The following is an 18,353-nucleotide window of genomic DNA, read 5'->3' as shown; positions in this document are numbered from 1 at the left end:
AGTCTCCCTTGACCGCCGGGGCGCCGTCGCGCATCGTGTGGAAGCTACTACGGATCGGCGACGAACCGACAGCTTCGCCAAGGAGGCGGCGGGTGGCCGCGGTGAGGGTCAGCAAGGCGGTGCCGCGCACCGTCCACGAGCGGCGGGTCGAGGCCGGCGCGCCGTGATCCACGACCTGGTGCTGACCGGCGGCGAGGTGTTCGGCCACGGCCGGGCCGACGTCGCCGTCCACGCCGGACGGATCGCCGCGGTCGGCTCGGGCCTGACCGGCGTCGCGGTGCACGACGTCCCGGGCCGCCTCGTGACGCCGGGACTCGTCGATCTGCACACCCACGTCGGCCCCGGCTACTGGGGCATCGACCCCGGCCCGATCGCCTGGTACACCGGCGTCACCACGTGGGTCGACGCCGGGTCCGCGGGGGCGTTCACGCTCGCCGGGCTGCGCCGTACGGTGGCGTCGCTCGACGTGCGCGTGCCCGCCCTGCTGAACATCTCGGCGGCCGGGCTCGCCGGACGCACCGGGGAGTGCCGCGACCTCGCCACCTGCGATGCGGACCTGGCGGCCGACACCGTACGCGCCCATCGCGACCTGACCCGCGGCATCAAGGTCCGCATCGACCGCGAGACGGTCGGCGCGAACGGCGTCGCACCGCTGCGCCGCGGGCTGGCCGCCGCCGAGGCGTGCGGCGTGCCGGTCATGGTCCACATCGGCGCGGCGCCGCCGCCGCTCGACGAGGTGCTCGAGCTGCTGCGCCCCGGGGACATCGTCACGCACTGCGCCAGCGGCATCGCGTCGCCGCTCGGGCCGGCCGTGCGGGAGGCGTACGGGCGCGGGGTGCTGCTCGACATCGGGCACGGCTCGGGCGGGTTCGCCTTCGACGTCGCCGAGGCGCAGTTGGCGGCGGGGCTGACGCCGCACTCGATATCGACGGACCTGCATGCCCGCTCGGTGCACGGACCGGCCTTCGATCTGCCCACGACGATGGCGAAGCTGCTCGCGGTCGGCCTGCCGCTGGCCGACGTCATCGCCGCGGCGACCGAGCGTCCGGCCCGCGCCCTCGGCCTGGACGCCGGCACGCTCACGCCCGGCGCTCCGGCGGACATCGCGGTGTTCCGGCTCGAAGAGGGGCCGTTCGAGGTGACCGACGCACACCGTCAGGTCCGCCGGGCGCCGCTGCGGCTGGTCAACGAGGCCACGTACGCCGGTGGCCGGCTGTTGCCCCCGCGCCTGCCGGCACCGCCGCCGCCGTGGATCCCGCTCACCCCCGCCCAACGCGCCGCCCTGGCCCGGCGCGACCACGACGTCCGCGCTCTGCTGGCGACGCCCCTGGTGGGCGTGGACGGTCTGGCCGAACAGTTTCCCCGACAGCCGACAAGGAGAACCTGACATGCCGAAGCGCGCGATCATGACCGATCGGGCAGCCCCGGTGGGCGGCCCGTACTCGCACGCGGTGGCCGCCGGCGACACGATCTATCTGGCCGGCGCGATCCCCGCGCTGCCGGACGGCACCCGGGTGACGGGCGGCTTCGCGGAGCAGGCACACGCGGCCTTCCGCAACCTGGCGGCGGCCGCGCAAGCGGCGGGCGCGGGCCTCGACCAGGCCGTCCGCGTCGGGGTCTACCTGCGCGACTTCCGCGACTTCGGGGAGATGAACGAGATCTATCGGCAGTACGTCAAGGGCGATGCCCTGCCGGTGCGCACCACCGTGCCGGTCCCGCTGGTCGGCTTCGACATCGAGCTCGACGCGATCCTCTACACCGGCCCCTGAGCGTCTACGGCCGCATGGTCAGGGACCATGCGGCCGTCGGCGACGGTCAGGCGGCGAAGGCGATGGGTACGCCGTGACTGTCGGTCAGCGCCAACCGGGTGTGCAGGTTTCCCTGCTCCGCCACCCGCGCGAAGTACTCGCTGCGGCGGCGTTGCAGGCAGCCCTTGCGCGTACGCGGGCCCCCCGCGGCCACCGTCAGCAGCTCCGGCGCCAGGGAACTGTTCAGGCCCTCCCGCAGCAGCCGCAACGCCTCGGTGCGCAACTGGGAGATCCGGGACTCGGTCACCCCCAGCTCGGCGGCCACCTCGCTGAGCGGCTGCTCCTGCAGGAACGACTGGGTGACGACCATGCGCAGCCGCTCCGGCAGGGCCTGGATGGCCTGGTGCAGATAGCCCAGGCGCTCCCGTTTGAGCAGCAGGTCCTCGGGTCCTTCGGAGAGCTCCGGCACCATCTCCTCGGCCGCGCCGGTGGGGAATCCCTGCAGGCTCAGCAACGCCGCCTTCTGCACGTCGTCCTCGACGGCCGCGAGCTCGGCGACGCCGATGCCCAGCATCTCGGCAACCTCGGCCTCGGTCGGCGTGCGTCCCAGGGCCGCGGTCAGCTCCTGACGGGCCTGGGCGGTCCGGCGGGCCCGGGCCCGCACTGAGCGGCTGGCCCAGTCCTGCCCGCGCAGCTCGTCGAGAAGCGCGCCACGGATCCGCACGGCGGCGAACCGGTGGAAAGGGATGCCACGGCTCACGTCGAAGGAGCGCGCGGCACCGAGGAGCGCGGCGAATCCGGCGGACGACAGGTCGTCGGAGTGGACATGGCCGGGCACGCGGTTGAGCAGCTCCCGGACCAGGTGGCCCACCATCGGCATGTGTTCGCGGACGAGGTCCTCGATGTCGCGCGCAGACGGCGCGTCGTGGGTCGTGCCGATGGTGGCGGGGAGTTCGGTCGTGACGGTCACGTAGTCCTCCTCGCTCGTACATGGGCCGGCAGGTGAACCGGCCGATGAGGAAGACATTTGCGGCCGACGGGTGCAGGGGCGGCCGAACTCGGTTGCTTTTATGGAGTTTTTTCGCAAAAAGGCTCAGGTGCCGCAGGCCTCCCGCGCGGCGTCCGGCCTTCCAGGGACACGGCGCGCTCAGTGGGGCGGCGGAGACGCGCTCAAGGGGCGGCGCGCGGCGGAGACGCGCTCAAGCGGCGGGACCGCAGGGACGGCGGGCGGCGGGCGGCGGGGACGCCCAGGGGGCGGCGGCGCGCGGCGCGCGGCGGCCTGTCCGGAGCGGCGGCACACCGTGAGCGGCGGCCTTGTGGGGGCGGCGCATTTCGGATGCGGCGCCTCAGGGCTCGCGGAGGCGGCGCGCCCCGGCGACAGGGCCCGTCATCGAAACTCCCGCCCTGAGCGCCGCACAGGGCGCGGGCAAGCGGGCCCCGGGCGGCGGCGCAGCACCGCGGGGGAAGGATCTGAGAGCGGACGACAGCCCGCGGCAAGCCGCGGCCTGTGGAGCTGCAGTGAGCTCAGCCGGCGAGGCGGAGCTGCGTCGAACTCCACCGGCCAGGTAGAGCTGCGCTGAGCTCAGCTTGCGAAGTGCGGACGGCGCTGGGCCGCCATGACGTTGCGAAGCTCCTGGTGGACCCAGCTCATCCGGCGGACCGCGACCTCCGGGTGGTCGCCGAACTCGGTAGCGACGCCGGCGGCGCATCCGTCGCTGCCGTGGCGCAGGATCATCGCGGTGACGGTCTGTTCGACCGTTTCGCGGCTGGGGCACTGGGAGGGCTGCAGGTCGGAGACGAACAGTGCCTCCGCCGCGAGCTCTCGAACGGTGCTGATCATGTCGGACTCCCCGATGTGCGACGACTTGCTTGTGATCCAGCTAACGCTCACGCCGGTGCGGACTGTATCCGGTTGAGTTGCAGACCGGTATCAACAATCTGCCTCGCGGGCGTCTAGCGGGCCCGGAGGCGCGCCGATGCAGTTTGCATTGATTCGGCGGGGGCGGCTCCGGCGGTCGCTCCGTCCAGCACGGGCGGGGCGTCCACACGGGGACGTATATGCCTGCCGGGATCGATATCGACTTTATCGCGCAATTGAGCGGCCGACCTGCACTCCGGTCGACCGCCCATACTTTTCGCCCTGTTTATCCGAATGATCCCGGCGGATTATCCTGGTCCACGTCTTCCGGCGGCACGGATTCGATCGCCGGCGGGGCGGACGGCTCCGCGTCCGGATCATCATCCGTTCCCGTGGACGGGTCGTTCCCCGGCAGGGAGGGCGGGGAGGGCGGCGGCGGCTCATTGCCGTCGCCATCGCCGTCACCGTCGCCGGGCAGCGGCCCCCCGTTGTCCCCCGGCGGGCTGCCCGACGGCGTACCGGTGCCCGGAGGCTGCTGCCCGGGCGGCACCGGGACCGGGACGACCACGCCGCTCGGGTTGATGGAGATGCCCGGCAGCGGCGACCGCTTCGACGGCACCGGCCCGAGCCGCACCGTGCCGTTGCTCAGGTGCTCGACCGGCCGGGACGGCTCGCCGGGCTTCGGCGACACGAAGGTCTCGCAGGTCTGCCCGTCGAGCTGGAACACCATCGGGGCGGCGTTGCTGTCCTTGTACCGGCCGGTGAACTGCATGGTCTCGGTCGCCTGCGGGCTCAGCACCTTGCCGGTCTGCACGGTGACGGCACGGGACTGCTGGTCGAGCCGGAGCTTGCCGTTGCCGGAAACCACCTGGTCGCCCGGCATGAGGAACCAGAGCTTCCAGTTCTTGATCGCCCTCACATCACGGTTGGCGATGGTGACGGCGGCCTTGAACCGGCCACCGTCGTCGGACCAGACCGCGTAGCTCACCACGCACTTGTTGGCGCCGGCGAGGTGGGTCGGCTGCGGGCCGACGGCGTGGGCCACCACGCCCCGGGGCGAGCCGCCGGCCGCCTGGCCCAGCGCCCACGCACCGGCGCCGACCACCAGCGCCACGGAGCCCGCCACGACGAGGAGCCGGCGTCGCTGGGTCGCCCCGACCCGGCCGCCGGGCGCTCCCGTGGGCTGCCGGTTCGGCGGGCCGCCGGCGGCCGCCTGGGGCGGCGCCCCGGCACCGTCAGCGCACACCGCCGGCCGGCCGGGGGCCCCGTGGAAGGCAGGGCGAAGGGCCGGCCCGGCACCGGGAGCACCGTAGTTGTCCAGGGGGTCGTCCCCGGAGTCGGCGAGATGGTCATCCGCGCCGGAGCCGGGACGGTCGGGAGAACCGGGCGCCACCGGCCCCGAGGACAGCGGCCCCGACGGCAGCGGGCCCGACGAAGGCAGGCCCGACGAACGCAGGCCCGACGTCGGCGGAGCGGCCGGGCCGCTCACCGGCGCGACGGGCGGCAGCGGGCCGAACCGGCTGTTGCGACCGCCGCGTTGCGGCGCGATCGGCGCGGCCGGAGCGTGGTTCGCCGGGTGACCGGCCGCGCCCACGACCGCCTCGACCGCCGCGGCGGGCACTTGCGAGGCGGTCTCCGCGGAATTCAGTACGCCCTGCACCGGGGCGGCCTCCGCGCCGAAACCCACGGCGCCCGCCGGGGAGCCACCCGCGACGGAGTCGCCGGAGCCGGGAACGGCGGCGACGCCGCGCCCCGCCTGCACGTCGGCGACGGGCGTATATCCCGCGCGGAGCCGGCCGGCGACGTCGGTGTACGAGTGCGCGGTCGGCAGGATCGTCGTGTCCTCGCCGTTGTCGGCCCACTCCGGCACGAACGCGCGGGCCGCGGGCACGCCGGCCGAGACCGTGCCGAGGACGTGGGCGAGTTCGGCGCTGGACGGGCGGTCGGAGGGCCGCTTCTCCAGGCACCGGGCGATCAGAGCGGACACCGCGGCGGGTAGTCCTTCGACCGGCGGCAGCGGTTCCGGCTCGGTGTACTGGTGGGCGCGCAGCAGCGCGGTCGTGGTGCCCACGTCCCACGGGAGCTGGCCGATCAGGCTGCGGTAGATCAGCAGGCCGACCGCGTACACGTCGGTGGCCGGGCTGACCTGGCCGCCCTCGAGCCGCTCGGGCGCGAGGTAGGCCGGCGTGCCGAGCAGGCTGCCGTCCGGGTCGATGTCGTTCTCGCCGATCAGGGCCGAGATGCCGAAGTCGACGACCTTCGCGCCCGCGGGCGTGAGCATGACGTTGGCCGGGGTGACGTCGCGGTGCACGATGCCGCGCGCGTGCGCCGCGGCCAGCGCCGCGGCCACCTCGGAGGTGACGCGGACGGCCGCCGGCCAGGGCAGGCGACGGGAGCGGGCCAGCACGGCGGCGAGCGACTCGCCGTCGACCAGCTCCATGACGACGTAAGGGACCGGCTCACCGTCGACGGTGGTCGCCTCGCCGTAGTCGTACACATTGGTGATGTGCGGGTGGCTCAGGCGCGCGGCGGCCTGGGCCTCCGCCCGCAGCCGGCGCCGGAAGGAGGGATCGGCGCTCGTCGACGGCGGCAGCACCTTGACCGCCACCTGCCGCCCGAGAACCTCGTCGAAGCCTCGCCACACCACTGACATCCCGCCGGCGCCGAGCCGCTCGACCAGTCGGTATCGACCGGCTAGCAGGCTCGAACCGGGCAGGTCCGTCGTGCTCATGTGCCCCCACATGCGCGATCGGATGAAACACCGGGAGCACACCGCCATGTGTCCTGGCGCCGGGGCGGCTACCGGTCCGGAGACCGGACCGGGCATTCCCCATCGACGGCCAGGATCGTAGCCGACGATCGGCCTCCGCCTCGACTGATCGAGGGCGCGGATGACCTGCGGCTCGTCACCGTCCGTTTCAACGCGTGCGCCCCGGGTGTGCACCCCGGAGGCGCCCCGAAAGGCCTGGTCAGAGCACTGTGGATGATCATGAATGATGACCGCTGAGGTTATTGCCCGGTTCGTCGGTACTTGCGGGTATCCCCCGACAGGGAGGCATCCACAAGGGAATCTGCACGTGCAGTCGCGTTTGCATCACGCTCCGGCGACATTCGGCCGTCCGCCACCCTCCCTCACGGAGGGTGTCCGCGGCGTGTCCGGCGAGGGCAGTGACCTGCGCCACCCCGCCCGATCGGATGAAAGTTCGACGCCGATCATGTCTTATTGGTCCTGCTCACCGGAACGTAGGACAAATCGGGTCAGCTCACCCCGGCCGCCGAGTCGAGGACACCGGGTCGTCCACGCCCCGCGAGGCTCACCGGCGCGTGCCGCAGTCCGGCGACCGGCGGGGTGTCCACCGGCACCGCACCCAGTTCCTCGAGGTGGCTCAGCATCGGCGCCAGCTTCTCGTAGAGCACGAGTACGACGTCACCCGGCGCGGCCAGGCGCAGCGCCTCGCCGACCGCGGCCCGGAAGCCCTCGGCCCGCACCGCGCGCAGGTTCGGCCGCCGTCCCCGCATCTCCCGCTCGATCAGCGCCGACACCTCCCCCGGCTCCCGTCCGCGATGGTCCTCGTCGTCATAGAGGACCGCCCGCGTGACGCTGTCGGCGAGCACCTGCGCCGACGCCGCGAGCAGGTCGTCGCGCCGGTCACCGGGCAGCGTCACCGCCGCGACGCAGCGGTCCGGGCCGTAGAGGCGCTCGAGCGTACGCAGCACCGCCGCGATCGCCGCCGGGTTGTGCGCGTAGTCGACGAAGACGCTCACGTCGCCGAGGCGCAGCACGGTCCCGCGGCCGGGGTTGTGCAGGCGCGGCTCGAAGTCGGCCAGGCGCTCGGCGACCACGCCGGCCGGGGCGCCCAGGGCCCGCGCCGTCGCGATCGCGGCCAGGGCGTTGACGGCCGCATACGGCGCCGCTCCCCCGAACGTGCCGGGCACCTCCGCGACCCGCACCAGCGGCGTGCGCCGCGCCCCGGTCGCTTGCACCAGCCAGCCGTCCTGGATCAGGTACGCCATCCCGCCACGGCCGAGGTGGCTCACGATCACCGGCTGGCGCGGGTCGGCGCCGAACCAGACGATGCGCTTGCGGTCCGCGCGTACCCGGGGCCGGTCCGCCAGGCTGCGCACCCACGGGTCGTCGGCGTTGAGCACGAGCGTGCCGCCGTCCCTGACCCGCTCGGCCACCAGCGCCTTGACGTGGGCGACGTCCTCGATCGACTCCAGTCCGTCCTGGCCGAAGTGGTCCGCGGTGATGTTGGTGACCACGCCGACGTCGCTCCAGTCGTACCCGAGGCCGCGGCGCAGCATGCCGCCGCGCGCGGTCTCCAGGACCGCCGCTTGCACCCCCGGGTCGCCGAGGACCATCTGGGCCGAGCGCGGCCCCGTCGCGTCGCCGCGGTAGACCCCGCGCCCGTCGATGCTCACCCCGTCGGTCGTGGTCAGCCCGACCTGCATCCCGGCGCCGGCGAGCAGGTGCGCCGCCATCCGCGCCACTGACGTCTTGCCGTTGGTGCCGGTGACCGCGGCGACCGGGATCCGCCCGTCGGAGCCGCCCGGGAACATCGCCCGCACGATCGCATCGCCCACGTCGCGGGCCCGCCCCCGCACCGGCGACAGGTGCATGCGCAGCCCAGGTACGGCGTTCACCTCGATGACGCCCGCCGTCACCTCGTCCGGGTCGCCGGCGGGCGGCACGGGCGCGGCGATGTCCGGCAGGCGCAGGTCGATACCGGCGACGTCCAGCCCGACGACCGCGGCGACCCGCAGGCAGAGCCGGGCCACGTCGGGATGGACACGGTCGGTGACATCGCATCCGGTGCCGCCCGTGGAGAGGTTGGCGTTGTCGCGCAGCCACACCTGACGCCCGGCCGCGGGTACGGAGTCGACGGTGCAGTCCTGCCGGGCCAGTACGGCGCTCGCGGCGTCGTCGAGGGTGATGCGGGTCAGCGCACGCGAGTGCCCCGGGCCTCGCCGCGGGTCGGCGTTGATCCGCGCGACCAGTTCCGCCACGGTGTGCTGCCCGTCGCCGACGACGTGGGCCGCGGTCCGTTCGGCCGCGGCGACCACCTCACCCGCCACCACCAGCACCCGGTAATCCCGGCCGGGAAGCTGTCGTTCCACCACCACGTCCGCGCCGGCCGCCGCGCAGGCCGCCGCGACCTCCTCGGGGCTGCGCAGGTTCAGTGCCACGTGCTCGCCCTGCCGGCCCCGGCGCGGCTTGACGACGACCGGGGCGCCGAGGCCGGTGAACAGCCGTACGGCCTCCTCCACACCGTGCGCCGCACCGCCGGGGGCGACCGGGATGCCCGCGTCACCGAGCAACCGCCGGGTCACCAGCTTGTCGGCGGCGACGTCGATGCCGACGCCGCCGGTGCGGTCGGTCATCGCGGCCCAGACGAGCCGGCGGCGGGCGCCCCAGCCCAGACGCAGGAGGCTGAGGTCGCCGTACCGTTCGACCGGGATGCCGCGGCGTCGGGCGGCCGCGATGATGGCCGAGGTGCTCGGGCCGGTCGCTTCCCGCTCGGCGCTCGCGGCCAGGTCGCCCAGCCGGTGGGAGAGGTCGGCCGCGGACACCGTGGCGCCGGCGGCCACCGTCGTGACCAGCTCCACCGCGGCCTCGAGAAGCCGCTCGGGCAGGGTGGACTCCGGCGACTCGTCGCGCGGGCACTCCACGATGAGGTCGTAGACGCCCGGCTCCGGAGTCGACACCGTACGCCCGAAGCTCACGTCCCGCCCGATGCGCTGCGACAGCTCGAGCAGCACGTGCTCGGTAACGTGCCCGAAGTAGGTCCCACCGCGCATCCGGCTCACAAAGCCGCCCGGGGCGCCGGCCGCACAGTGGTGCTCGGCCAGCCCCGGCAGCACCCGCAGCAACCGCTCGGGAAAGCCTGTGACGTCCGTGGTCTCCCGCCCGGTGAGCTCGTCGAGGCGCAGTCTCGCCACCACGGCGGGCCGGGACAGGTGGACGTTGGGGCCCCGGAGGTGACGCAGGCTGAGAATCTTCATCGGACGGATCCCCGTTCCCGGTCGGCCGCGTCGACGATCGAGGGGCGGCGGCTGGACAGTTCGAACCTGCTCCCGGCAGGCAGTACGTGCAGGCGCGCCCCGGCGAGCGCGATCGGCCCGGAGGCCGGGACGTGGATGTCGGTGGCCGCGCCGGCGTCGACGACGGTGACCGTGCCGGAGCCGAGCACCTCGAAGCGGTCACCGTCGGCGAGGATCGCGGTGTCCTCGTCGATGCCGAGTCCCAGCTCGTGCGGATAGAGGGCCACGGCGCTCAGGAGCCGGTTGAGCCGGCCGCGCTCGGCGAAGTGCATGTCGATCACCACGCCGGACAGGAACTCCAGCCCGGGACCGGTCCGTACGCCGTCGCGGGTGATGCCGGGCGCCACCCCGCCGTGGATCATCGTGCCGGCCATCATGGCGGCGCCGGCGCTGGTGCCGCCCAGCACGATGGTCCCGTCGCGCACGAGGGTCTGCAGGGCCGAGTCGGTACGGGTGCCGCCGATGACGGTGGTGATCCGAGCCTGGTCGCCGCCGGTGAAGAACACCCCGGTGGCGGTGGAGAGGGCGTGAACGGTCTCCGGGTCGTTCGCCTGGGCGCGGGTGGTGATCCGCAGCCCGCGTGCCTGGCCGGCGCCGAGCCGGGTGAAGAGGCCGGCGTACTCGGCCTCGAGGACGTCGGGCTCGCCGCTGGCCGTCGCGACGACCACGATGTCCGCGGCGGGTCCGCGTGCCAGCTCGACGAAGCGGCGCAGGATGGCCGAGCCGCTGGAACCGTGGCGCTCGGCACCGCCGATGATCAGCAACCGGGCCGCCACGACCTACCTCCTCCGCATGCCGCTGCCGGCTGCCGGCACCGGCGGGAGGCCGGGCGGCGCCGCGGTCCGTCGCCGGCTTCGTCAACGCCGGACGCACTGAGAGAGAGCGGCTCGCTTATGAGGTTAAACGGAACAAATCCGAAACATCTGGCTAACCCAGGTAGTGGACGTCAGCGGCGGCGGGCTCCCGGGCCGGGCCGGGGCACGACGTCACGGAACTCCGTCACGGGGTGGCCGCCGGAGCAGTGCAGCGTGGCGTGGACCTGCGCGCCGCAGTCGCGGTGGACCATCTCCAGCGGGGGACCGTCGGCGTCGGCCAGATAGCGGTCGCCCCACTCCTTGACCGCGACCAGCAGCGGATAGAGGTCGAAGCCCTTCCGGGTGAGCCGGTACTCGTGGCGCACCCGCGAACCCGGCTCCTGGTAGGGCTCCCGGCGCAGCACGCCGTGCTCGACGAGCGAAGCGAGCCGGTTGGTCAGGACCTGCCGGGGGATGCCGGTGCGTTCCTGCATGTCGGCGAAGCGACGTACGCCGTTGAACACCTCCCGCAGCACCACGAAGGTCCACTTCTCGCCGAGCACCGCCATCGCGCGGGAAATGGTGCAGTGCTCCACGGACCAGTCGAGGGCCTCGGGTCGCGCTGTGGTCCGGGTCATACGTACAGAGGCTAGGTCTCATTGACAGACACAGCAAGCCCGTGACAGCCTGCGTCCATGACGCAGACTCAGACCGCAGAACGCTCCCGGACCTTCGCGTGGTCGGATCCGGCCGAACACGCGAGCCTGCTCGGCCGCCGTTCCGGCCTCGAGCTGCTGCAGGCCATGTCCACCGGCGAGCTGCCGCCTCCCCCGGTGATGCACATGATCGACATTGTCGGCATGGACGTGACCGAGGGCAGCGTCACACTCCACCTCGACCCGCAGGAGTTTCACTACAACCCGCTCGGCACGGTGCACGGCGGCGTGCTCTCCACGCTGCTCGACACCGCCGCCGCATGTTCGGTGCACTCCACGCTGCCGGCCGGCGTGGGCTACACCAGCCTGGACCTCACCGTGAAGTTCCTGCGCCCGGTCACGATCGCCTCCGGACGGCTGACGACGACCGGCGCGGTGCTGCAGCGCGGACGGCGCACGGCCCTGGCCGAGGCGCGGATGACCGACGCCGCCGGCCGCCTGGTCGCCCACGCGACCTCTAGCTGCATGCTCTTCGAGGCCGACCCGCGCTGACCGCACCGGCAACGAGAACAGCCCGCGCCGACCCTCGCCGGAGCGGCACGGGCTGTTTCGCTGTGGGGGTCAGCTCACGCTGATCGCCGGGAGGAGGTCCTGCGCCGGGGGCATCCAGCTCGCGGCGTCCGCCTCGACCTGCTCACCCGAGCGGATGTCCTTCACCGTGTCCGGCTCACCGTCGGCGCCCGGGAACCAGACGTACGGAATGCCACGCCGCTCGGCGAAGCGGATCTGCTTGCCGAACTTCGCCGCGGACGGCGCGACTTCGGTGCTGATCCGCCGCGAACGCAGGTCCTGAGCGATCTTGTCGCAGCGTCCCCGCAGCTCCTCCTGCGGCAGGGCCACCACCACGCACGTCGGGACGCTGCGCGAGACGGACAGCGCCTGGTGGCCGAAGAGCAGCCCCAGCATCCGGGAGACGCCGATGGAGATGCCCACCCCCGGGAAGCGTTCGCTGCCCGTCGACGCCAGGTTCTCGTACCGACCGCCGGAGCAGATCGAGCCGAAGCGCTCGTACCCCTGAAGCTGGGTCTCGTAGACCGTCCCGGTGTAGTAGTCGAGCCCGCGGGCGATCTTGAGCTCGGCCCGGACCAGCCCGGGCGCGTGCTCCGCGGCGGCCTCGACGACCCGGGACAGCTCCTCCAGGCCCTCGTTCAACAGATCGTTGTCCACATTGAGCTTGCGGACTGCGTCCACGAAGGAGCCATCCGTCGCCGAGATCTCGGCGAGGCGCAGGCAGGCGTCGATCTGGGCGCTGGTCGCGCCGATCTTGTCGGCGAGGAGCTGACCGACCTTCGCCGGACCGATCTTGTCGAGCTTGTCGATGATGCGCAGGACCTCGTCGGGATCCTCGAGGCCGAGCCCGCGGTAGAAGCCCTCGCACACCTTGCGGTTGTTCACCAGGATCGTGGCCGGCGGGATCGGCAGCGACCGGAACGCGTCGCCGATCACCAGCGGCATCTCGGTGTCGTAGTGGAACGGCAGCGTGTCGCGGTCCACCACGTCGATGTCGGCCTGCAGGAACTCCCGGTAGCGGCCTTCCTGCGGGCGCTCACCGCGCCACACCTTCTGGATCTGGTATCGCCGGAACGGGAACTGCAGCTTGCCGCTGTTCTCCAGCACGAACCGCGCGAACGGCACCGTCAGGTCGAAGTGCAGACCGAGCGCGTCGTCGCCACCGCCGGCGGCCGGGTCCTCCTGCAGGCGGCGCAGGACGTACACCTCCTTGGAGGTCTCGCCCTTGCGCAACAACTGGTCCATCGGTTCGACGGCGCGGGTCTCGAGCGGGGCGAAGCCGTACAGCTCGAAGGTGTCGCGGATGCGCTCGATGACGTTCTGCTCGATCATCCGCTGGGCGGGCAGCCACTCCGGGAAGCCGGAGATGGGCGTGGGCTTGCTCATGGTGCTGGTTCTCCTAGCGAGGGTCTAGAGGCCTCGGCTGGGCGCTTCGGTCAGCTCCCGCAGGTACGGGTTGACCGCGCGCTCGCGGCCGATCGTCGTCTCGGGTCCGTGGCCGGGCAGCACGACGGTGTCGTCGGCGAGCGGCAGGATCTTGTCCCGCAGGCTCGCCATCATCGCCGTGGTGTTGCCGCCCGGCAGGTCGGTGCGTCCGATGGAGCCGGCGAAGAGCACGTCACCGGAGAGGCAGAGCTGCTCCGCATCCCACGACGTGCCGGCGCCGGGCAGCCGGAAGAGCACCGACCCGCCGGTATGGCCGGGCGCATGGTCGACGGTGATCTCCACACCGGCGAGGGTCAGCGTGGCGCCGTCGGTCAGCTCCGCGACGTCGTCGGGCTCCGAGTAGGTCAGCCGGCCGCCGAACATCTCATCGAGGCCGATGCCCAGCCCCTTGCCGGGATCGGCGAGCAGCTCGCGATCGGCCGGGTGCACGTACGCGGTGATGCCGCGCGCACCGCAGACGGGAGCGACGGAGAACGTGTGGTCGAGGTGGCCGTGGGTCAGCAGCACCGCCGCCGGGTGCAGCCGGTGCTGGGCGAGCACCTCGTCGAGCCGGTCCAGCACGCCGATGCCCGGATCCACCACCAGGCACTGCTCGCCCGGGCCCGGGGCCACGACGTAGCAATTGGTGCCGAAAGCCTCGGCCGGAAAGCCGGTGACGAGCACTCGGCACCCCTCTCTAGCTGTCGCATTCCCCCGAAAGCCTAGCGGGACGCACCGTACACACCGCCACGCAACCTCGCACACCACATTCCCAGGCGTTACCCGTACACTCTTGCGGGCGTGTGGCATGGCGCACGGGCGTGAGTGAGGAAGGAAGCCCTAGGTGGTCTCCAGCAAGGATCGGGCGCGGAAACTGGCGCGAGAGAAACTTGATCGCCAGTTGGCGCGCCGGGCCGCCAAGCAGCGCCGGCGGCGCCAGATCCAGGCCGGCGTCGGCGCCGCGGGCGCCCTGCTCCTCGTGGTGGGCGGTGTCGCCTGGCTCGGCGGCGCCTTCGAGAGTGACAAGTCCGGCACCGATGCCGCGGACTCGGACGTTTGCGCGTGGACCCGGCAGAACGCCTCGACCAACACCAGCCTCAAGGACGTGGGCGAGCCGCCGACGTCGGGCATTCCCACCTCCGGCAGCCGCACGATGACGATCACCACCGACAAGGGCGCGCCGATCGTGGTGAGCCTGGACCTGGCGAACGCGCCGTGCAGCGCGGCGGACCTGGCCTACCTCGCGGGCAAGCGGTTCTACGACAACACCACCTGTCACGAGCTCACGACCGAGGGCGCGGTCCGGTGCGGCGATCCGAGCGGCACCGGCCAGGGCGGCCCGACGTACAGCGTCTACAACGAGAACGTCCCGCTGAAGCCTGAGCCGGCACCCAGCGCGAGCGGCTCCCCCGCGCCGTCGAAGGCTCCGGCCGCCCCGCTCTATCCAAAGGGCACGGTGGCGCTGATCGGCGATCCGCCGGGCACCAACGGCAGCCAGTTCCTCATCTTCCACAAGGACTTCACCCCCAAGGGCGAGCCGCAGTATCCGATCGTCGGCATGGTCACCGGCGGCATGGAGACGGTGGCGGCCATCGGCAAGATCCCGACCGTCGCCAACGACACGGGCGACAAGGTCAAGCCCAAGGACAAGATCACCGTTCAGAGCGTCACCGTCGGCGAGCCCAGCGCCGCCGACGCGGTGACCCCACCGGCCGTGACCCCGTCGGCGGTCGCGGCCCCGTCGGCCGCCCCCTCGGCGGCCCGCCGGTCCTGAGCACCCGGAGCAGCATCCACCCGACCGCAGCCCCTCACCGCACGAAGGCATATCAGGAGGAACACCGTGTCGACGATCAAGGACAGGCAGCGCGCCGCGGCGCGGGCCCGCCTCGAGAAGGAGATGGCCGAGCGGGCCGCCGCCGCGAAGAAGCGCCGGCAGCGCCAGGCCGTCATCGGCTCGGCCATCGCGGTGATCGTGATCGCCGGCGCCGCCGTGTGGATCGTCGCGGCGCTCGGCAACGACGACTCGTCGGGCACCGAGGCCGCCGCGCCGCCCCCGGGCACGGTCGCGTGCCACTGGATCCCGGAGGACGGCAGCACCGGCGGCAAAGTCAAGGACACCGGCGGTCTCCCGCCCGCCAACGCGGCGAACACCGGCAAGAGCACGCTGACCATCGACACGAGCCTGGGTGCCGTCACGGCGGCGGTGGACCTGTCGAAGACGCCGTGCACCGGCGCGGCCTTCACCTACCTGGCGAGCAAGAAGTTCTGGGACAACACCAAGTGCCACCGGCTCACCACCGAGGGCATCAAGGTCCTGCAGTGCGGTGACCCGTCGGCGTCGGGCAAGGGCTACCGCGAGACGGACGGCCAGGGCGGCCCGAACTTCAAATACCCGGAGGAGAACCTCCCGACCAACGCGAAGCCGACGTACCCCAAGGGCACGATCGCGATGGCCAAGACCTCGGCGCCCAGCACCACCGGCAGCCAGTTCTTCATCGTGTACGCCGACACCGACCTCCCGGCCGACTACACGGTCCTGGGCACGGTCACCAAGGGGCTCGACATCGTCGAGGGCGTGGCCAAGGCGGGCAGTGACAACGCCAACGGCAAGGGCGACGGTCACCCCAAGAAGGAGATCGACATCAAGAGCATCACGATGGCCGCGGCCTGATCAGCCGACATACGCGCGAAGGGCGGGCCCGCGAGGGCCCGCCCTTTCTCGTTGCCGCCGGCGCTCAGGCTCCGGACGTCACGCGGTAGGCGTCGAAGACTCCGTCCACCTTACGCACCGCCGCGACCAGGTGGCCGAGGTGCTTCGGGTCGGCCATCTCGAACGTGAAGCGGCTGACCGCCACCCGGTCGCGGGTCGTCGTGACCGTCGCCGAGAGGATGTTCACGCGCTCCTCGGAGAGCACCCGCGTCACGTCCGCGAGCAGCTTGTGCCGGTCGAGCGCCTCGACCTGGATGGCCACCAGGAACGTCGACGCCGAGGTCGGCTTCCAGCTCACCTCGACCACGCGTTCGCTCTGCTCGCGCAGGTCCTCCGCGTTGGCGCAGTCCTCGCGGTGCACGCTCACGCCGCCGGAGCGGGTGACGAAGCCGAAGACCGCGTCGCCCGGCACCGGGGTGCAGCAACGGGCCAGCTTGACCCACACATCGCTGACGTCCTTGACCACGACGCCCGGGTCCTGCGCGGTGCTGCGGTTGCGCGGCGGACGGGTCGCGACGGCCGTCTCGGCGATGTCCTCGACCGCGCCCTCCTCGCCGCCGAAGCCGGCGACGAGCTTCTGCACGACCGACTGGGCCGAGACGGTGCTCTCCCCCACCGCCGCGTACAGCGAGGAGACGTCGGCAAGGTGCAGATCGCGGGCGATCGTCGTGAGGTTCTCGCTAGTGAGCATGCGCTGCAGCGGCAGGCCCTGCTTGCGCATGGCCTTGACGATCGCGTCCTTGCCGGCCTCGATCGCCTCCTCGCGACGTTCCTTGTTGAAGAACTGCCGGATCTTGGTCCGGGCGCGCGGGCTCTTGACGAAGCCGAGCCAGTCCTGGGTCGGCCCGGCCGTCGCCGACTTCGACGTGAAGATCTCGATCACGTCGCCGTTCGACAGCGTCGACTCCAGCGGCACCAGCTTGCCGTTGACCCGGGCACCGATCGTCTTGTGGCCCACCTCGGTGTGCACCGCGTACGCGAAGTCCACCGGCGTCGAACCGGTCGGCAACGGGATGACGTCGCCCTTGGGCGTGAAGACGTACACCTCCTGGCTGGACAGGTCGAAGCGCAGCGCGTCGAGGAACTCGCTCGGGTCGCTCGCCTCACGCTGCCAGTCCAGAAGCTGGCGCAGCCACGTCATCTCGTCGATGTGCGCGGGCGGGCCCACGATGGTGGCGCCCTTCTGCTCCTTGTATTTCCAGTGCGCGGCGATGCCGAACTCCGCCGTACGGTGCATGGCGAAGGTCCGGATCTGCATCTCGACCGGCTTGCCGGTCGGGCCGATGACCGTCGTGTGCAACGACTGGTACATGTTGAACTTCGGCATCGCGATGTAGTCCTTGAACCGGCCCGGCACCGGCTGCCAGTTCGCGTGGATGACCCCCAGCGCGGCATAGCAGTCGCGGACCGTGTCGACCAGGATGCGCACGCCGACCAGGTCGTAGATGTCGTTGAAGTCGCGGCCCCGCACGATCATCTTCTGGTAGATCGAGTACAGATGCTTGGGGCGGCCGGTGACCTCGGCCTTGATCTTCGCCGACTTCAGGTCGAGGCCGACCCGGTTGGTCACCTGCCGCAGCAGCGCCTCGCGCTGCGGCTGGTGCTCGCCGATCAGCCGGTTGATCTCCTCGAAGCGCTTCGGGAACAGCGTGCCGAACGCGAGGTCCTCGAGCTCCCACTTGATCGTGTTCATACCGAGGCGGTGCGCCAGCGGCGCGAGGATCTCCAGCGTCTCCTTGGCCTTCTGCTCCTGCTTGGCGCGGGGCAGGAAGGTCAGCGTGCGCATGTTGTGCAGCCGGTCGGCCAGCTTGATGACCAGCACCCGCGGGTCCTTGGCCATGGCCACGACCATCTTGCGGATCGTCTCGGCCTTGGCGGCGTCGCCGAGCTTGACCCGGTCGAGCTTGGTGACCCCGTCGACCAGCAGCGCCACCTCCCCGCCGAAGTCGGCCCGCATCTGCTCCAGGCCGTAGTCGGTGTCCTCGATGGTGTCGTGCAGCAGGGCGGCCACCAGCGTGGTGGTGTCCATGCCGAGATTCGCCAGGATCGTGGCGACGGCGAGCGGATGCGTGATGTACGGATCGCCGGACTTGCGGTACTGCCCCGAGTGCCACCGGGCGGCCACGTCGAAGGCGCGCTGCAGGGCCCGCCCGTCGGCCTTGGGGTGGCTGGCCCGATGGGTGGCGATCAGCGGCTCGAGCACCTCGCTGACCTGCGTGCTCTGCCAGGGCGCGTTGAATCGCGCCAGCCGGGCCCGCACCCGGCGCCCGGTCGGCGCGCTGGCCAGCCCGAAGCCGACGGTGGGCTCGTCGCCCGGCGACAGCGGCTGGGTGGTCTCACCGTCGGGCAGAGGCACGCCGGTGACCGGGGTCTCGGCGGCCCCGTTCGCGGGCTTCTGAGGTGAAGCCCCGTCAGGCTTCGACTGCGCCGCCGAGTTGCTCGACGACGAGGAAGCCTTGGTCGCGTCGGTCGGCTGCACCGTGCCCTCCGTCGGAGGGGCGACGTCGCTGGACACCGGCCTCCTCAGTCGCTACTGGTCACCTGGTTGAA

The 18,353-nt window shown here is 72.2% G+C and carries 14 protein-coding genes; 5 read left to right on the top strand and 9 right to left on the bottom strand.

The genetic code is table 11. The features are described from left to right. Window positions 1-163: 163 nt before the first annotated feature. On the top strand, window positions 164-1,387 hold the full coding sequence (locus EDD30_RS30700) for an amidohydrolase family protein (protein WP_071805904.1): 1,224 nt from the start codon (window positions 164-166) through the stop codon (window positions 1,385-1,387). A 1-nt stretch (window position 1,388) separates the two neighbouring features. Then, a complete protein-coding gene (locus tag EDD30_RS30695; protein ID WP_071805903.1) occupies window positions 1,389-1,769 on the top strand; it encodes a RidA family protein in 381 nt (126 codons plus the stop codon). Window positions 1,770-1,815: 46 nt separating this feature from the next. Here EDD30_RS30695 and EDD30_RS30690 read toward each other — a convergent pair whose 3' ends face one another. The 6 genes from EDD30_RS30690 to EDD30_RS30665 form a co-directional block, all read right to left on the bottom strand. Further along, entirely contained in the window at window positions 1,816-2,718 is a 903-nt protein-coding gene (locus EDD30_RS30690; RefSeq protein ID WP_071805902.1) for a sigma-70 family RNA polymerase sigma factor, read from the bottom strand. 612 nt (window positions 2,719-3,330) lie between these two features. Next, window positions 3,331-3,588, bottom strand: coding sequence for a hypothetical protein (locus EDD30_RS30685; RefSeq protein WP_071805901.1), 258 nt, complete (start codon window positions 3,586-3,588; stop codon window positions 3,331-3,333). Between the two features lie 304 nt (window positions 3,589-3,892). Further along, window positions 3,893-6,337, bottom strand: coding sequence for a protein kinase domain-containing protein (locus EDD30_RS42115; protein WP_084556431.1), 2,445 nt, complete (start codon window positions 6,335-6,337; stop codon window positions 3,893-3,895). A gap of 527 nt (window positions 6,338-6,864) precedes the next feature. Beyond that, entirely contained in the window at window positions 6,865-9,609 is a 2,745-nt protein-coding gene (cphA, locus tag EDD30_RS30675) for a cyanophycin synthetase (protein ID WP_084556430.1), read from the bottom strand. Beyond that, window positions 9,606-10,424 carry a cyanophycinase gene (locus tag EDD30_RS30670; RefSeq protein ID WP_071805900.1) on the bottom strand — a complete coding sequence of 273 codons (819 nt, stop codon included), beginning with the start codon at window positions 10,422-10,424 and terminating at the stop codon, window positions 9,606-9,608. The genes cphA and EDD30_RS30670 overlap by 4 nt, the downstream gene beginning before the upstream one ends. Window positions 10,425-10,594: 170 nt before the next feature. Further along, window positions 10,595-11,080 carry a winged helix-turn-helix transcriptional regulator gene (locus EDD30_RS30665; protein ID WP_071805899.1) on the bottom strand — a complete coding sequence of 162 codons (486 nt, stop codon included), beginning with the start codon at window positions 11,078-11,080 and terminating at the stop codon, window positions 10,595-10,597. A 57-nt stretch (window positions 11,081-11,137) separates the two neighbouring features. Here EDD30_RS30665 and EDD30_RS30660 point away from each other — a divergent pair, with 57 nt between their 5' ends. Further along, complete coding sequence (locus EDD30_RS30660) at window positions 11,138-11,650, top strand: PaaI family thioesterase (RefSeq protein ID WP_071805898.1); 513 nt, start codon at window positions 11,138-11,140, stop codon at window positions 11,648-11,650. Window positions 11,651-11,719: 69 nt separating this feature from the next. On the opposite strand, the gene hisS is transcribed toward EDD30_RS30660, so the two are convergent. Together hisS and EDD30_RS30650 are read right to left on the bottom strand one after the other, a co-directional pair. Next, on the bottom strand, window positions 11,720-13,054 hold the full coding sequence (gene hisS, locus EDD30_RS30655) for a histidine--tRNA ligase (RefSeq protein WP_071805897.1): 1,335 nt from the start codon (window positions 13,052-13,054) through the stop codon (window positions 11,720-11,722). Between the two features lie 24 nt (window positions 13,055-13,078). Beyond that, window positions 13,079-13,777: an MBL fold metallo-hydrolase gene (locus tag EDD30_RS30650; RefSeq protein ID WP_071805896.1), complete on the bottom strand. Its 699-nt coding sequence runs from the start codon at window positions 13,775-13,777 to the stop codon at window positions 13,079-13,081. Window positions 13,778-13,937: 160 nt separating this feature from the next. Between EDD30_RS30650 and EDD30_RS30645 the strand changes: the two genes are divergently transcribed. Both EDD30_RS30645 and EDD30_RS30640 read left to right on the top strand, forming a co-directional pair. Beyond that, window positions 13,938-14,867, top strand: a complete 930-nt coding sequence (locus EDD30_RS30645) for a peptidylprolyl isomerase (protein ID WP_071805895.1) — start codon at window positions 13,938-13,940, stop codon at window positions 14,865-14,867. Between the two features lie 66 nt (window positions 14,868-14,933). After that, the gene (locus EDD30_RS30640) at window positions 14,934-15,764 is read left to right on the top strand and encodes a peptidylprolyl isomerase (protein ID WP_084556429.1); all 831 of its coding nucleotides are present in this window, start codon (window positions 14,934-14,936) and stop codon (window positions 15,762-15,764) included. Window positions 15,765-15,828: 64 nt separating this feature from the next. On the opposite strand, the gene EDD30_RS30635 is transcribed toward EDD30_RS30640, so the two are convergent. Next, a complete protein-coding gene (locus EDD30_RS30635; RefSeq protein ID WP_071805893.1) occupies window positions 15,829-18,318 on the bottom strand; it encodes a RelA/SpoT family protein in 2,490 nt (829 codons plus the stop codon). Window positions 18,319-18,353 lie beyond the last annotated feature (35 nt).

The organism is Couchioplanes caeruleus (assembly GCF_003751945.1).
In the GTDB taxonomy this organism is placed as follows: Bacteria; Actinomycetota; Actinomycetes; order Mycobacteriales; family Micromonosporaceae; genus Actinoplanes; species Actinoplanes caeruleus.
The sequence above is the reverse complement of the archived record's forward strand: the minus strand, read 5'-3'. Positions and strand labels throughout refer to the sequence as shown.

Coding starts and splice junctions, on each gene's coding strand:
- EDD30_RS30695 (WP_071805903.1), top strand. CDS start 1,389: ATGCCGAAGCGCGCGATCATGACCGATCGGGCAGCCCCGGTGGGCGGC.
- EDD30_RS30685 (WP_071805901.1), bottom strand. CDS start 3,588: ATGATCAGCACCGTTCGAGAGCTCGCGGCGGAGGCACTGTTCGTCTCC.
- EDD30_RS42115 (WP_084556431.1), bottom strand. CDS start 6,337: ATGAGCACGACGGACCTGCCCGGTTCGAGCCTGCTAGCCGGTCGATAC.
- cphA (WP_084556430.1), bottom strand. CDS start 9,609: ATGAAGATTCTCAGCCTGCGTCACCTCCGGGGCCCCAACGTCCACCTG.
- EDD30_RS30665 (WP_071805899.1), bottom strand. CDS start 11,080: ATGACCCGGACCACAGCGCGACCCGAGGCCCTCGACTGGTCCGTGGAG.
- EDD30_RS30660 (WP_071805898.1), top strand. CDS start 11,138: ATGACGCAGACTCAGACCGCAGAACGCTCCCGGACCTTCGCGTGGTCG.
- hisS (WP_071805897.1), bottom strand. CDS start 13,054: ATGAGCAAGCCCACGCCCATCTCCGGCTTCCCGGAGTGGCTGCCCGCC.